The 14,291-nt window shown below is 34.8% G+C and carries 15 protein-coding genes and 3 pseudogenes; 15 read left to right on the top strand and 3 right to left on the bottom strand.

The features are described from left to right. Positions 1–356 precede the first annotated feature (356 nt). Positions 357–485, bottom strand: a complete 129-nt coding sequence (yhfH, locus tag ACFFIX_RS15630) for a protein YhfH (RefSeq protein WP_378935574.1) — start codon at positions 483–485, stop codon at positions 357–359. Positions 486–950: 465 nt separating this feature from the next. Here yhfH and ACFFIX_RS15625 point away from each other — a divergent pair, with 465 nt between their 5' ends. The 15 genes and pseudogenes from ACFFIX_RS15625 (at position 951) to ACFFIX_RS15555 (ending at position 12,906) form a co-directional block, all read left to right on the top strand. After that, positions 951–1,373: a DUF1801 domain-containing protein gene (locus ACFFIX_RS15625; protein WP_378935572.1), complete on the top strand. Its 423-nt coding sequence runs from the start codon at positions 951–953 to the stop codon at positions 1,371–1,373. A gap of 336 nt (positions 1,374–1,709) precedes the next feature. Then, positions 1,710–2,027, top strand: a complete 318-nt coding sequence (locus ACFFIX_RS15620; RefSeq protein WP_378935570.1) for a putative quinol monooxygenase — start codon at positions 1,710–1,712, stop codon at positions 2,025–2,027. A 203-nt stretch (positions 2,028–2,230) separates the two neighbouring features. Next, a complete protein-coding gene (locus ACFFIX_RS15615) occupies positions 2,231–3,448 on the top strand; it encodes an MFS transporter (RefSeq protein WP_378935603.1) in 1,218 nt (405 codons plus the stop codon). A gap of 374 nt (positions 3,449–3,822) precedes the next feature. After that, positions 3,823–4,242 (top strand): RrF2 family transcriptional regulator, encoded by a 420-nt coding sequence (locus ACFFIX_RS15610; RefSeq protein WP_378935568.1) that lies wholly within the window; start codon positions 3,823–3,825, stop codon positions 4,240–4,242. A 126-nt stretch (positions 4,243–4,368) separates the two neighbouring features. Next, positions 4,369–4,755, top strand: a complete 387-nt coding sequence (locus ACFFIX_RS15605) for an IDEAL domain-containing protein (protein ID WP_378935566.1) — start codon at positions 4,369–4,371, stop codon at positions 4,753–4,755. Between the two features lie 75 nt (positions 4,756–4,830). After that, on the top strand, positions 4,831–5,145 hold the full coding sequence (gene trxA, locus ACFFIX_RS15600; protein WP_378935564.1) for a thioredoxin: 315 nt from the start codon (positions 4,831–4,833) through the stop codon (positions 5,143–5,145). An 11-nt stretch (positions 5,146–5,156) separates the two neighbouring features. After that, positions 5,157–5,426: pseudogene (locus ACFFIX_RS15595) on the top strand (nitroreductase family protein); the annotation flags it as partial. Between the two features lie 45 nt (positions 5,427–5,471). After that, entirely contained in the window at positions 5,472–6,599 is a 1,128-nt protein-coding gene (locus ACFFIX_RS15590) for an NADH-dependent flavin oxidoreductase (RefSeq protein ID WP_378935562.1), read from the top strand. Between the two features lie 311 nt (positions 6,600–6,910). Then, entirely contained in the window at positions 6,911–7,588 is a 678-nt protein-coding gene (locus ACFFIX_RS15585) for a Dph6-related ATP pyrophosphatase (RefSeq protein WP_378935560.1), read from the top strand. Positions 7,589–8,111: 523 nt separating this feature from the next. Further along, positions 8,112–8,477, top strand: a complete 366-nt coding sequence (locus tag ACFFIX_RS15580) for a hypothetical protein (protein WP_378935559.1) — start codon at positions 8,112–8,114, stop codon at positions 8,475–8,477. Between the two features lie 90 nt (positions 8,478–8,567). Further along, positions 8,568–9,548, top strand: a pseudogene (locus ACFFIX_RS15575) (AIPR family protein). Positions 9,549–9,745: 197 nt separating this feature from the next. After that, entirely contained in the window at positions 9,746–10,144 is a 399-nt protein-coding gene (locus ACFFIX_RS15570) for a DoxX family protein (protein WP_378935557.1), read from the top strand. 169 nt (positions 10,145–10,313) lie between these two features. Continuing rightward, a pseudogene (locus tag ACFFIX_RS15565) lies at positions 10,314–10,932 on the top strand (alpha/beta hydrolase). Between the two features lies 1 nt (position 10,933). Then, a complete protein-coding gene (locus ACFFIX_RS15560; protein ID WP_378935555.1) occupies positions 10,934–11,902 on the top strand; it encodes a ring-cleaving dioxygenase in 969 nt (322 codons plus the stop codon). 26 nt (positions 11,903–11,928) lie between these two features. Continuing rightward, the gene (locus tag ACFFIX_RS15555) at positions 11,929–12,906 is read left to right on the top strand and encodes a ring-cleaving dioxygenase (RefSeq protein WP_378935553.1); all 978 of its coding nucleotides are present in this window, start codon (positions 11,929–11,931) and stop codon (positions 12,904–12,906) included. A 98-nt stretch (positions 12,907–13,004) separates the two neighbouring features. Here ACFFIX_RS15555 and ACFFIX_RS15550 read toward each other — a convergent pair whose 3' ends face one another. Together ACFFIX_RS15550 and ACFFIX_RS15545 are read right to left on the bottom strand one after the other, a co-directional pair. Further along, positions 13,005–13,469 carry a hypothetical protein gene (locus ACFFIX_RS15550; RefSeq protein WP_378935551.1) on the bottom strand — a complete coding sequence of 155 codons (465 nt, stop codon included), beginning with the start codon at positions 13,467–13,469 and terminating at the stop codon, positions 13,005–13,007. 51 nt (positions 13,470–13,520) lie between these two features. Next, positions 13,521–14,024, bottom strand: a complete 504-nt coding sequence (locus tag ACFFIX_RS15545; RefSeq protein ID WP_378935549.1) for a hypothetical protein — start codon at positions 14,022–14,024, stop codon at positions 13,521–13,523. Positions 14,025–14,291 lie beyond the last annotated feature (267 nt).

Genomic DNA, 14,291 nt, shown 5'->3' with positions numbered 1-14,291 from the left:
TCCTTTCAGTTCCTTACTTCTGACACGGAATGATTTATTACACTAGCACAGCTATAATAAAGAGGTTAACATTAGAGGCTACTTATGCCTCATGTTAACCTTTTTAATTTACAATTCCATCTCAGAAGTCGCAGATACCCTAAGAAAACCAACCGTGTTCTTGCGATGAAATAGAAGATTGGTCACCGTGGGATGACAGCGGTGCTTTAAAAGTCGAAGATCCTTTTTATACTGATTATTAAAATGACTATGTAAACAAAAGGTGTTTCTTATAAGAAACACCTTTTGTTTACAATTATTTTTAGTTTCACACTCTATTTTTATCTTCAGTTTTTATACCAGAACCTTAGTATTATCTACTCCTCATGTTTACCCATACAACGCTCACATTCATATAAATAGGATTCATGTTGCTCTTTAATTTCACATCCGCATTCACGACATTCTTTTTTCGGTAAGTGACGGTAAAACTCCAAAGTTAACATTTTTACTACCCCCATTTATTATTTTATTAAATTCATTGTACTATAACAGATTTAAAATTTCAATACTGTTATATAATTAATTTTATTTCTATCTGAGGTATTGGCTTAACCACACGCACAAAACGCCACTAAATGTTTGGCTTGATACTTACTAGTCCATTGAATATAAACCTACCTTTTGGGCCAATTGTTTGTGAACATGAGGAAACAATGATTGTTGTAATTCTTGCGAAAAGAGGTTCAGTTCATCCGAAACAACTCGGGACTTAAAAAACACCATCCTTTCCACCATATTACAGAAAGAATAGCGTTTTTTTGTTTAGGGATAAAAGAGCCTTGTTCTACCATTACTTTTAATGCCATGATAGTTGCAGAATGAAAAAGCTTTTATTGTCGAAGTTTTTAGTTCAGTTATTAAACTGCTAAAAAGTTATAAACTTGTACTATAGAAAAGGAGAGAACATTTTGTACGAACTAAAAACAAAAGAAACCGAAAGCAATGTTATTGAGTTTATCGAAAATGTCGAAAGCCCTAAAAAGCGTGAAGACGCATATAAATTATTAGATATCTTTACTGAAACGACAGGGTATAAGGCGAAGATGTGGGGACCGAGTATCATTGGATTTGGTGCATATCATTATAAATATGAATCCGGTCATGAAGGCGATGCACCACTAGTTGGCTTTTCACCTCGAAAAGCAAAAATCAGTTTGTATTTTGCGACGGGAGACACAAAAAGAGAGGAATTGTTGAAGGACCTTGGAAAACACACATCTGGAAAAGCGTGTGTATACATCAATAAAGTAACAGATATTGATATTGATGTTTTAAAAGAGTTAATTAACCAATCTGTAAGGTTTTTAAAAGAAACCTATTCGAATCAATAAAGAGTTGTCCCGTACATTCTTTTTCAGTAAGTGGAATAGAAGCTTTAGGAAAAAAGATTTTCCACTAACAAAAGTAAAAATAAAGGACAACAAAAATCTTCATCTTAATAGAAGAGGATTTTTTAATGTGTTAACTTTTTTTTGCTCAATTGCATCTAATTTCATTTCATTTCATTTCATATCAGGTAAGTTTAAAACGATATTAAAAGGAATATACTTAAACTCTGATTAATTACTAGTTATTTTGAGATCAAATTAGTAAATGAATCATAAAAAAGGTAATAAACCTAATTATGTGGAATAGATATTGTGAAGTGAAATAATGGAGGTATTAACATGAGTAAATTTAGCTTGTTCGGTAAGCTTATAGCAAAAGAGGGAGAACGTGACACATTAGTAGATATTTTGTTAGAAGCAGCAGCGTCAATGGAGAATATAATTGATTGTGAACTATACATCGTGAATGTTTCAGATGAGGACTCTAATGCAGTATTTGTTTATGAGGTTTGGAAAAATGAAAGTGCTCATCAAGCCTCACTCTTGCTGGAAGTAACTCAAACCCTTATTCAGCGCGCGAAACCACTACTCATTGGAATGGAGAGAATCAATACACTAGTACCAAGAGGAGGTAAGGGTATTTCAACCCCTTTATAGAATTTGTAGAACAAACACAGCTTGATTTTGAACAAAAAGATGCTAAAGATAAATGGCTGAAGTAAATAAGAGTTGCTAGCGATCAGAAACTCGCTTTTTGTTATAAGTTTTAGTGAAAATTGTATGTTTGGAAAGGTATGATTAATTTGGATATTAATAGTAATGATGGTTTGTCTTTACCGAAAGGGCAACCTACTGGAAGTATATTCGCTAATCGAATTGTTCAAGCGATTATGGCTTCAAACCTTTTACTGCAACTTGGTATATGGGTAAGGAATTTTGCTATTTTATTATATGTCACAGACATTACAAATAACAATCCGATCTATGTTTCGTTAATTTCAATTGCAGAGTTTGCACCTATCTTTATCTTTTCTATTATTGGAGGTACTTTCGCAGACCGGTGGAAACCTAAACTTACAATGGTTTGGTGTGATGTGTTGTCTGCGGTGTCGATCTTTGTTGTGCTGCTAACTCTCATTTATGGTTCGTGGTATGCCATCTTTTTTGCTACTCTTGTGTCAGCGATTTTATCACAGTTCTCAATGCCGTCTGCAATGAGATTGTTAAAACAGCATGTACCAGCTGATCAATTGCAATCCGCCATGGCCATTTTCCAATCTTTGATGGCCATGTTTATGATCATAGGTCCAGTTGTAGGAACCTTTGTTTATCAAAAATATGGTATTTTTATTTCTATTACCGTCATGGGTGTTATGTTTTTGCTTTCTGCTTTAGTGCTAATGTTTCTTCCTCGAGATACCGTGAAGGAAAAAGTAGAAGTTCAAAGCGACTTCAAAAAAGAGCTGATGGATGGTTTTCGATATGTTATGTCTAAGAAGGTACTTAAATCAATGGGTGCTATATTTGCAGTATGCGGTTTAGCAGTTGGGCTCATATCACCACTAATGCTTTTCGTTACTATAGAAAACCTGGGTATGTCAAAGGACTTTCTTCAATGGTTACTTATGGCTAATGGAGCCGGTATGTTAATTGGGGGCGGTGTGGTGGTCGCTTTTTCTAAGAAGATATCTCCACAAAAGCTTCTTGCTATCGGTATCTTTGCAAGTATGATTTTCACGATTGGTATTGGGTGGTCTACAAGTGTACTACTAACCATTCTATTACAAATATTAAACGGCATGTTTTTCCCTTGTATCCATATAGGGATTAATACTTTAATCCTAAAAGGGACTGATGAATCATTCGTTGGACGTGTAAATGGTGTACTCAACCCTTTATTTATGGGAATGATGGTCATCGGGATGTCAGTTTCAGGACTTTTAAAAACCCCGTTGTCTTTATCCGGTGTTTATTTGGTCTCAGGTATATTGTTCCTAATCGGTACATTATTTGTTGTTCCGCTATTTAAATTAAAAGAAGAAGGACCATTAATAGAGCAAGTAGTTAATGTGGAGTAAAGTAGAAGAATATTTAACGGGGAATACAAACTTCGATTTAAAATTATTATAAGTTCTATGTGACACGCGGCTCTTTATAAAGTGGCCGAGTGTTTTTTATGATATCAGCTTAAGCTGTATAAAAACCAACCCACTTTTTAAGTCTGAATTAGCTAACCTTGCTTCAACTAATATAGGGTTAGAGAGCCCTCATCCGAATGGAAGAGGGTTCTGTTTTTAGAAGAATCTATGAGAGTAAGAATAATTTTCGTTGTTAATTTGTTAAAATAGAATTAAGGACTAAAGTGGAATTAATTCATCGAGTTATTTTTGTTGACTTTATAAACTGTAAATATTAAAATTACAGTAATCTTCTTGAGGAGGAAGCGATCAAAGTGAATAGTGATTTTACAATAGGAGTGCATAGTTTAGTCTTTTTAGCTTATTTACCAGATCATATGGCTAGTAGTGAGTCAATCGCTACAAATGTTTGTACAAACGCGGCACGGATTCGCAAGATATTGAGCTGTTTGCGCAATCATGGATTTGTTAAGACAAAAGAAGGTATCGGCGGTGGCTATATTCTCGACTGTAACCCTCAAGAGGTATCTTTGGCAGATATTTATCGTACAGTTTCACGTGGCAGCCTAAAACCAAACTGGTGCACAGGTGATCCGGAGCAAAATTGTGTTGTATCGTCTAATACCCAGGTGGTTATGGATCAAATTTTCAATGAGGCTGAATTGTATTTTGAAAAATATTTAGAGAATATTACTCTTAGTTCTGTTTTAGAAAAAATTAAACTGTGTCCATGATTTAGTTTTTTCTTTTGTCTATACTGTACATTATTTTATTACAGTATGACACGAAATAGATGGTAGACTCTTTTTTTAAAAATAAACTGTAACTTTTTTTATAACATTTAAGGGGTGTATATAACCATGGCCGATAAATATCGATTTGAAAATGGGGATTGGGTACAGGGTAGGTCGAAAGATGGAGAACTGATCCACGGGTTTGTTGAAACCGTAGACTCTAACCAAGGAATTGTAAAAGTAAATGTGGTAGAAAGTGACAATGAAATAGCGATTGGCAAATCGATTTGGATCCTAAATAAATGGACTGAAAAGCTGCCCGATTTAACAGTTAGTAATGAAAGTCACCTTTTAACATTAATCGATTTGGCTTTACTATCAAAAGATAAGCAGTGGTTTATGGAATTATCTGCGAATTTAGCATCCATTAAAAAAACTCCAGAAGTGTATACCAAGAAATCTGAATTTCTAATCAGTGGAAACAGAATTGGGGATTTTGATGCAAAAAGGTAATCTTCATCTATTTGGTGAGAAAATCAAAAAAGTGTTTTTTTTAAAATAAAAAAAATAATATTGGAGGAAATTATAATGGCTATTTCACACGTAACAGATCAAACTTTTACCACTGAAATAAAAGATGGATTAGTGTTAGTAGATTTTTGGGCGCCATGGTGCGGTCCTTGTAAAATGATTGCACCTATGTTGGAGGAAATCGATGGTGAAATAGGTGATAAAGTTGGGATTATCAAACTTAATGTAGATGAAAACCCAGAAACAACAAGAGCTTTTGGCGTCATGAGCATTCCAACGTTGATTCTTTTCAAAGACGGAGTTGCTGTAGATAAGGTTATTGGCTTTCAACCAAAAGAAGCTTTGACAGAATTAATTTCAAAGCACGTGTAAAACGGAAGGGCAATGAGAGAGCCATGCTAGATTGGTCATGTAGACAGACCTACATTGCTTTGGACAATATGACGACGGCAGCCGCACAAATCGACATTGATTCTTGTCCCATAGAAGGATTCGATTATGATGCTGTAAACAAAATTCTAGAAAAACAGGGAATGTTGGAAAACGGTGAGCTAGGAGTATCTGTCATAGTAGCTTTCGGTTTCCGAGTGGCAGATCCACAGCGGCCAAAAACAAGGAAAAAATTGAATCAAGTTGTAGTGTGGGTAAAGTAAGTTTTTCCGATTTTATAGAATTGAAAAAGGTGGAGGAGTAAAGACATGATGAATATAAAATATGCACCATTATTTGAGTCATTTAACATCGGAAAAGGGATTCAATTAAAAAATCGCATTGTCATGGCACCGATGACAAATTTCTCATCAAATCCTGATGGGATCGTCTCAGATGAGGAAGTTAAGTATTATGAACGACGTTCCAATGGCGTAGGGATGGTCATTACGGCATGTACCTATGTGACAGTTAATGGTAAAGGATTTCATGGTGAATTTGGTGGGGATCGTGATGAAATGATTCCAAGTTTACGTCGTCTAGCATCAGCGATTAAAGAGAAGGGTGCTAAAGCGATTTTGCAAATCTTTCATGGAGGCCGCGAGGTTCCACCTGAATTAGTGCCGAATAGAGATGTTGTTAGTGCGAGTAATATTCCTTCAGAAGGTGAAGGAAAACCCGTTCCACGGGCATTGACTGAAACAGAGGTTGAATCTATTATTCGCGATTTTGGAGAAACAACCAGGCGAGCGATTGAAGCAGGTTATGACGGAGTTGAAATACATGGTGCCAATGGATACCTGATTCAGCAATTCTTTTCCCCTCATTCCAACCGTCGTAAAGACAGATGGGGTGGCACTCTTGAAAAACGTCTAACTTTTCCGATGGCGGTTGTAGATGAAGTCAAGAAAGTTGTTGCTGCATATGCGAAGGAGCCTTTCCTGGTTGGATATCGTTTTTCACCTGAGGAACCTGAAACACCTGGAATAACTATGGCTGACACACTAGCACTAATAGATGCACTTGCAGAAAAAGACCTTGATTATCTTCACGTTTCATTGATGGATTTCTGGTCAACACCTAAACGAGGAGTTGTTGAAACACGTTCACGCATTGAAATCATTCAGGAGCGTGTAGGTGACCGAGTTCCAGTAATCGGTGTCGGCTCCATTTATTCAGCAGATGATGCGTTAAAAGCTTTGGAAACGGGAGTCACATTAATCGCATTGGCACGTGAACTGATTATCGATCCTGAGTGGGTGCAAAAAGTAGAGCAAGGTAGAGAATCAGAAATCGTAACCAAAATAAACAAGAATCATCAGCATGAGCTGGATGTACCAGATCCCTTGTGGAAGGCAATTATTCATTCGCCTGGATGGTTTCCGGGTGTAGAATAGATCAGTTGATTACTTATTAAACGGAATTTGTTTATAAAAAGAAAGTACCCAAGGCTAAATTGGGACTGAGCTATGCTAAAAAAATGAGACAATAAATAACACCTTCGTAATATGTACAATGAAAAAAGTACATGTAGCGGAGGTGTTTTTGTATGGGAAAAATCGACATTCAGCAAAAACGAACTATTGTTTTTTGAGCTAGCCGTGAACAAAAGATGTAAAATGATATGCATAAGTCAATTTCTTGTTTTCAAAGAAAGCAATTCAGGTATTAATAGAATGAAATAATTGTAGAAGAGACGGTGGGAAAAATGAAAAAAAGAATTGCTCTATCATGGAGCGGAGGAAAAGACGGCTGTATGGCGTTACATTCGTTAACAAAACAAGGGCATGAAATTGTTTGTCTGATCACAACTGTTCCATCTGAAATTGGGAGAACATTTGGCCATGGAGAAAAAACGGAAGCAATCAAATGTCAAAGCGATGCTCTAGGGATCCCCGTTCATTTTATAGAATGTACATTTGAAGGATATACGCAAAGTTTCATAGATTCTTTAATAAAGTTAAAGGAAAAATATGCTCTTACAAGTGTAGCATTCGGGGACTTGTATCTTGATGGACACCGGAACTGGGGCGAGGAAGTGACAAAGGCAGCAGAACTAGAAGCTATTTATCCTCTATGGATGGAAAAACAACATGCACCACTTGCACTTCAAGCTTTTGTAGATTCTGGTTATAAGGCAGTGATCATTAGAATTAAGGAGGAAGTACTTGAAGAATCGTGGCTTGGGCAAGAGATTGATCAACAATTCGTTGAGAATATCAAGGATAAAAATGTCTGTCCAATGGGAGAGGCAGGAGAGTATCATACATTTGTGTATAATGGACCGTTGTTTATGAAGGAAATTGGATTTAAGTTTGGTGATAAGCTTCAACTAGAAACAACAAAACGACTAGAGCTTGAAGATATGAGATTACTAAAAAAATAGTCGAAATGAACTGATATCACCGCTAATGCTTTTTGTGAAGTAAGAGAACTTCGAAATGTATATATGTTCTATGTGGAACACTCGGCTCTTTTATAAAGTAGTCGAGTGTTTTTGTTTATGATATCAGCGTAGGAAGTATATCCTAAAGTTTGTCCCACTATAACAATTGTTGATTTAAAATAAAGTAAAGATTGATAATTTATTATAAAGTTTGATCAAAAGTCTTGTATTGATATGCAGGATTTTTTTATTCAGCAATCGGGCCAGATTGTGGAATAAATAGATTCAATGTAATATTGAGGAAATGGAGCATCTTTAATTAAGAATATATAGGGAGTCGAATATAATGGGGAAAATGTTGGATAATTCTTAACTTATTTCAAAAGAGTTAATAAAAAAAAGCTTTCAAGAAAGTTTATCGGAGACAGAGAATGAGAAACTCGCTAAAAATGGTCAGTTCAATAAAAAACTACTCGATTACTTTGAATATTTTTCAGTAGATTTAATTCTGAGAACTTATGATTTGAGCGATGAGGAGCTTGAAAAGGGTATAACTGGAAGTGGTAATGACGGTGGGTGCGATGGCCTTTTTTTATTTGTTAACGATGAATTAATTCTAGATGATACACCTCTTGAAAATATAAAAAAGAATCCTGATGTAGATTTATACATAATTCAATCAAAATTTGAGAATTCTTTCAGAGAAAGTGCTTTTGATAAATGGAAGAGTGTTGTTGACAATCTTTTCTCATTAGATACTTTTAAAAACACAGATTTTACAAAGAGATACAACAATGATGTGTTAGAATTTTTTGATAGGTTCCATAATACCTTTCTAGAATTAATAACTAAGTCACCTAAAGTGAACTTTAAATTTATTTATGTATAATTAGGAAATGAAATACATGTTAATGTTCAGCAACAAGCTGAAGAGGTAAAAACAAAACTTAAAAAGTTATACCCTAGCCCTAATACAAATGTGACAGTAAATTTCATTGATGCTCAAGAAATTTTAACACTATATGATGCTCCTTCGAAAACAGATTTTGTTTTACATATTTCTGAATCACCAATAATTATAACAGAAGAAAAGGAATACATTGTTCTAGCTGATTTAAATCAGTACTTTGATTTCATAACAAATGAAGATGAAAAACTGATAAAACATATTTTTGAAGCAAATGTCAGAGATTATCAAGGCAAAACCACTGTGAACAAGGAAATAGCTGAAACCTTAGGTAAAAAGGTCTATGAGGAAGATTTTTGGTGCCTAAACAACGGAATTACTATGCTAGCTAATAAGATTGATTAAAAATCTACTAAAGTGTTTGAAATTAAAAATCCTGAAGTTGTTAATGGATTACAAACTACCACAGAAATATATAATTATTTCACCTCGAAAAAAGAAGAGAATGCTGAATATCATGAAGCTAGAAGAGTTCTACTTCGGATAATTGTTCCAAATAATGAGGCTTCACGAGATGCGATTATCTTAGCAACAAACAGTCAAACATCTATCCCAAAAGCAATTTTAAGAGGAACAGACAAAATTCACAGAGAAATTGAAAATTATTTGAAAACAAAAGATTTATTCTATGATCGTAGAAAGAACTTTTATAAAAATGAAGGAAAGCCAAAAGAAAAAATAGTCAGTATACCTTTTCTTGCTCAATGCTTAATATCTATACTGTTAAAAAAACCTAATTATGCGAGAGCACGACCTTCAACTCTCTTAAATGATGAGGAAACATATAAATATTTATATATTAATAATAAAACCTTGAACAGTTATTATAAGGGTGCACTAATAGGAAAGAAAGTTAAGCAAGTCATTAATAGTCTCGGTATATATACAATTAGTGAACAATCTGATATTTCCTTTTACGTAATGTATGTATGTTCTTCGAAAATCATTGAATCTAAAGATATTACACCTGATCAATTAGGTAATATAAACTGATGATGGAAATGAGTTGATGAAGGAAATAATGCCGAAATATCATGAGTTAGTTGATGGTATGTTTGATTCATTAAATTCGGATGAAGCTGAGACATTGGTGCATCTTTTGACAAAAGTAAGGAATGAAGTTTAAACCTTCATTTTTTTTAATACATTATCTCGAATTCGAGATAAATTACATTTAGGAGGATTTTAAGATGATAAATATTGGTTTATTAATCATTCGTTTGGTAATTGGTTTACTATTTGTGGGTCACGGTGCTCAAAAATTGTTTGGTTGGTTCGGTGGCTATGGGTTAAAAGGTACCGGAGGTTGGTTTGAATCCATTGGTATGAAACCTGGAGTAACCATGGCTCTTTTTGCAGGATTGGCAGAATTTGTTGGTGGCATATTGTTTGCTTTAGGACTTTTAACACCACTTGCAGGAATTTTGATTGCAGGGACTATGGCGATGGCTATCATTAAGGTTCATGTGCCTAATGGTTTATGGGAAACAGAAAATGGATATGAGTACAACCTAACATTGCTTGTAGTTGCTATTGGTATAGCTTTAATAGGACCTGGTCAATATGCTTTAGATCCATTTTTATTCTAAAATATCTCGAATTAAAGCTATATATTTAAAAATATATTTACTAGACATGTGTTATCAATTTTCAAAAGGACAAAATAAGGTCAGTCTAATTAAATGGAACAAACATCCTACCATTATAGCCAGGTTTTAATGAAGAGAATATCTTCTTGTATTGAAAGGGGAGAAAATAATGAAACATATATTTCAAAAAGGCTCGATTCCTTTAAAACCCACTTTTATTACTGCTTCACGGTACTGGAGGAAATGAACTAGATCTCTTACCTATTGCAGGAAAAATTGATGATGAGGCTTCAATATTAAGTATCCGTGGAAATGAATCGGAAAATGGAATGCCACGTTTTTTCCGAAGATTAGCAGAGGGAGTATTAGATGAAGAGGATTTAAAATTTCGAACAAAAGAATTAAATGAATTTCTTGACGAAGCAGCACAAAAATATGATTTTGACCGAAATAATATTTTTGCAGTTGGCTATTCAAATGGTGCGAATATCGCTGTAAGTTTATTATTTCACTATCAAAATGCTTTAAAGGGCGCAATTCTTCACCATCCGATGGTACCGATTAAAGGTATGGACCTTCCTGTTTTATCAGGAAAATCAGTCTTTATTACGGCTGGAACAAACGATCCATTAATATCACCATCGGAATCAGTTGAACTGGAATCTTTATTAGAAAAAGCTAGGGCAAATGTAGAGCTTCATTGGGAAAATAGGGAACATCAATTAATCATTGAAGAAGTAGAATCTGCAGCCGAATGGTATGCAAAGATTGTAAAAGGAGTGAAATGAGATGGAACTATTAGGATTACATCATGTATCAATATTAACAGGAAAAGCGGAAAAAAATTATGAATTTTATACAAAAATTTTAGGAATGAGATTGGTAAAGAAAACAGTTAACCAAGATAACACGGAATCCTACCATCTTTTCTATGCTGATGCGGAGGGAACCCCTGGGACTGATGTGACGTTCTTTGACATTCCTCATCTTGGACAAACATACAGGGGTACATCGGATATTTCTACTGTATCACTAAGGGTTGTAAATTCAGATTCATTGTTATTTTGGAAAGAACGTTTTAAACAATACGGGGTTGAACATGATGATATTCAAAAAAGAGCAAATCGTGATACATTGGCTTTCATAGATTTCGAGGGGACTTGTTTAATCCTAGTAGCCGATAATGGTGAAAAAGGTGTGAGAGCAGGGGTTCCTTGGCAAAGGGATGACATTCCTTTGCAACATGCAATTATTGGTTTAGGACCAGTAACTCTCACAGTCGGAATTGCAGAACCAACAATCGGTGTTTTAACAGAGGTTATGGGTTTTCGATTTGTCGGTTCCTATCCGTCACTTGAGGGGAATCACCCTGATATATTGATTTATGCAACAGGTGAAGGTGGTAGTGGTGCGGAAGTTCATATTGAAACAAGACCCGATTTGCCAAGAGCTCGCTTAGGTCGTGGTGGTGTTCACCATGTTGCCTTTCGTGTTCCGAATGAGGAAGAATATGATCAATGGGCAGTGCGTTTAAAGGATTATCGGTTACCGAATTCAGGGAAAGTGGAACGATATTACTTTAAGGCATTATATTTCAGAGAACCCAATGGTATATTATTTGAATTATCAACGGATACACCGGGATTTACGGCAGATGAACCAATGGAAACAATGGGGGGGAAACTAGCACTTCCACCATTTTTGGAACCAAATCGAAAAGAGATTGAAGAAAAATTACGATCATTAGATATAAATTAAATTTAGTTTCTAAGGAGGATTTTAATATGAACCATCTAAAAGGAATCCACCATGTAACAACGATTACTAGTAGTGCAGAAAAGAACTATGAATTTTTTACTTATGTTTTAGGTATGCGTTTAGTTAAAAAAACGGTAAATCAAGATGATATTCAAACTTATCATTTATTCTTTGCAGATGATAAAGGCAGTGCAGGAACAGACATGACTTTCTTTGACTTCCCAGGTATTCCGAAAGGCGTACATGGTACAAACGAAATTTCAAAGACATCGTTCCGTGTACCAAGTGATGCAGCGTTAGACTATTGGGTAAAACGTTTTGATCGTCTTGAAATCAAACAAACCGGAATCAAAGAGCAATTTGGCAAGAAAACTCTCTCTTTCGTTGATTTTGATGATCAACAATATCAATTGATTTCAGATGAATTCAATAAAGGGGTGGAATCCGGTACACCTTGGCAAGAAGGTCCAATTCCATTAGAATATGCAATTACTGGTTTAGGACCTGTTTTTATTCGAATTGCGAAATTTGATTACTTTAAAGAAATGATGGAAAAAGTTCTATTATTTAAAGAGACTGAACAAGAAGGGTCATTCCATTTATTTGAAGTGGGGGAAGGCGGAAATGGTGCCTCAGTTATTGTAGAATATAATGCCATTCTTTCTGAAGCCCGACAAGGTTTTGGTACGGTTCACCATGCTGCATTCCGAGTAGAGGATCGCTCTGTATTAGAAGGGTGGATCGAACGGATGAGTAGTTTTGGATTTCATACATCCGGATATGTAAATCGTCACTTTTTTGAGTCCTTATACGCAAGGGTTGCACCACAAGTTTTATTTGAGTTTGCTACAGATGGTCCTGGTTTTATGGGGGATGAACCCTATGAAACGCTTGGGGAAAGGTTATCGTTACCTCCATTCTTAGAACCTAAACGTGCAGAAATAGAAAAATTAGTTCGCCCAATTGATACAGTGAGAAGTACAAAGGAATTTATCAAAGAATAAAACGAAGATTAGTGGAAAAAAAGTGAAAGTGAATTTTGATTTAAAAAAAGACGATGTTTCCTACGCTAAGGAATCATCGTCTTTATTAGTGTAAAACGTTAATTTTTTTGATATTTTTTTAATGAATAACGAACCAAAAATCCAACTAATAATCCAGGGATTAAAAATAACATAGGAAGGAAGATTGGACCGAAAAACACATCGAACATGGTAAACTTCGTTGAATACATTAGCCCAACTGTAACGAAATATGCCCCAAAAGCGAAAGGTAAAAAAGCAAAAGGTCCAGTATTATCTCCAGCATTCTTGTAGGCGTCGTACATTGCAAACATGTAAACACATGGATAAAACATCAGCCATTGATAATCGATTATTTGTACTGCCTCGCTTATTTGCCCTAAAAAGCTAAGCATAATAGCTTTATTAAAAGAACTCATTACATTTATAAGGAATTCTAAGAATATGAAAATCATTCCTTTGATAATTTGACCATTAAGAAGTTGACCAAAACCGGGAAGAGCAATGCTCCAAAATACAGCTTCTATTTTGTTCGTTTTCCTCATCTTTCAACAAGCTCCCCCCTTGTTTCCAAAACTACAATTCCAGTTGATTATTTACTCATTGATTCTTCTACTTTCAGCAACAGGACTAGAAGTTTTTCTAATCGATTTTTCTATTATGTACTGAAATCCATAAATGACAATTGCGAAACCAACACATATAAAATACCAAATCGTATGATTCATCTTTTTTAATTTAAATATTCCGAGGTTTTCCCAGATTTGGGCAAAAGGGTAAGCATTAATAACGTCCAATACTATATTTGTTATTAAGTATTTCGAGAATTTGCCATAGGTTAATTTAAATATCCAAAGTGTTGCTACAAAAAACGGACCTAATATATAAGTAAAATCTACAAGACCTGGAGACAGAGGATTTTTATTTATCCACCACTTTTTCTTATTCGCAACTACGCTAAGTACACTTATGAACAAATTGGTAAAACTTGCTACAGGCAAGAACCTAAAAAATGAATTTTTCCCCATGAAAGGGACCGATAGCCATGGGAAAATTACCATAGCCAGTGAGAACGCCATTTTTTTATTATGCTTAGACATAAAGTTTCTCCTTTAACTGTAATATAAAACTTATCATTACCTTTTCTTTGGAGGTAATCTTGATAAAAATTTTGCAAAAACTTAACTACCACGACTTAAAAAATTATTTAACCACTTTTATAGTATTCATCCTGTGCCAACAAACTTATTCTATGTTTTTAGGGTATTAATTGGGATGAATAGGATATGGCAGGGGTTATATTTGGGAATTCATCTGAGCTGTCACTTCAATCGGTAAATTGCACCTGTTTTAGGTGCTATTTTCAA

It is taken from the genome of Metabacillus herbersteinensis (assembly GCF_042433335.1).
In the GTDB taxonomy this organism is placed as follows: Bacteria; Bacillota; Bacilli; order Bacillales; family Bacillaceae; genus Metabacillus; species Metabacillus herbersteinensis.
This window is presented reverse-complemented; position numbering and strand designations above follow the sequence as displayed.

Excerpts from the sequence above, each read along its gene's own strand:
- yhfH (WP_378935574.1), bottom strand. The coding sequence starts at position 485 with ATGTTAACTTTGGAGTTTTACCGTCACTTACCGAAAAAAGAATGTCGT.
- ACFFIX_RS15620 (WP_378935570.1), top strand. The coding sequence starts at position 1,710 with ATGAGTAAATTTAGCTTGTTCGGTAAGCTTATAGCAAAAGAGGGAGAA.
- ACFFIX_RS15605 (WP_378935566.1), top strand. The coding sequence starts at position 4,369 with ATGGCCGATAAATATCGATTTGAAAATGGGGATTGGGTACAGGGTAGG.
- trxA (WP_378935564.1), top strand. The coding sequence starts at position 4,831 with ATGGCTATTTCACACGTAACAGATCAAACTTTTACCACTGAAATAAAA.
- ACFFIX_RS15590 (WP_378935562.1), top strand. The coding sequence starts at position 5,472 with ATGATGAATATAAAATATGCACCATTATTTGAGTCATTTAACATCGGA.
- ACFFIX_RS15585 (WP_378935560.1), top strand. The coding sequence starts at position 6,911 with ATGAAAAAAAGAATTGCTCTATCATGGAGCGGAGGAAAAGACGGCTGT.
- ACFFIX_RS15570 (WP_378935557.1), top strand. The coding sequence starts at position 9,746 with ATGATAAATATTGGTTTATTAATCATTCGTTTGGTAATTGGTTTACTA.
- ACFFIX_RS15560 (WP_378935555.1), top strand. The coding sequence starts at position 10,934 with ATGGAACTATTAGGATTACATCATGTATCAATATTAACAGGAAAAGCG.
- ACFFIX_RS15555 (WP_378935553.1), top strand. The coding sequence starts at position 11,929 with ATGAACCATCTAAAAGGAATCCACCATGTAACAACGATTACTAGTAGT.
- ACFFIX_RS15550 (WP_378935551.1), bottom strand. The coding sequence starts at position 13,469 with ATGAGGAAAACGAACAAAATAGAAGCTGTATTTTGGAGCATTGCTCTT.
- ACFFIX_RS15545 (WP_378935549.1), bottom strand. The coding sequence starts at position 14,024 with ATGTCTAAGCATAATAAAAAAATGGCGTTCTCACTGGCTATGGTAATT.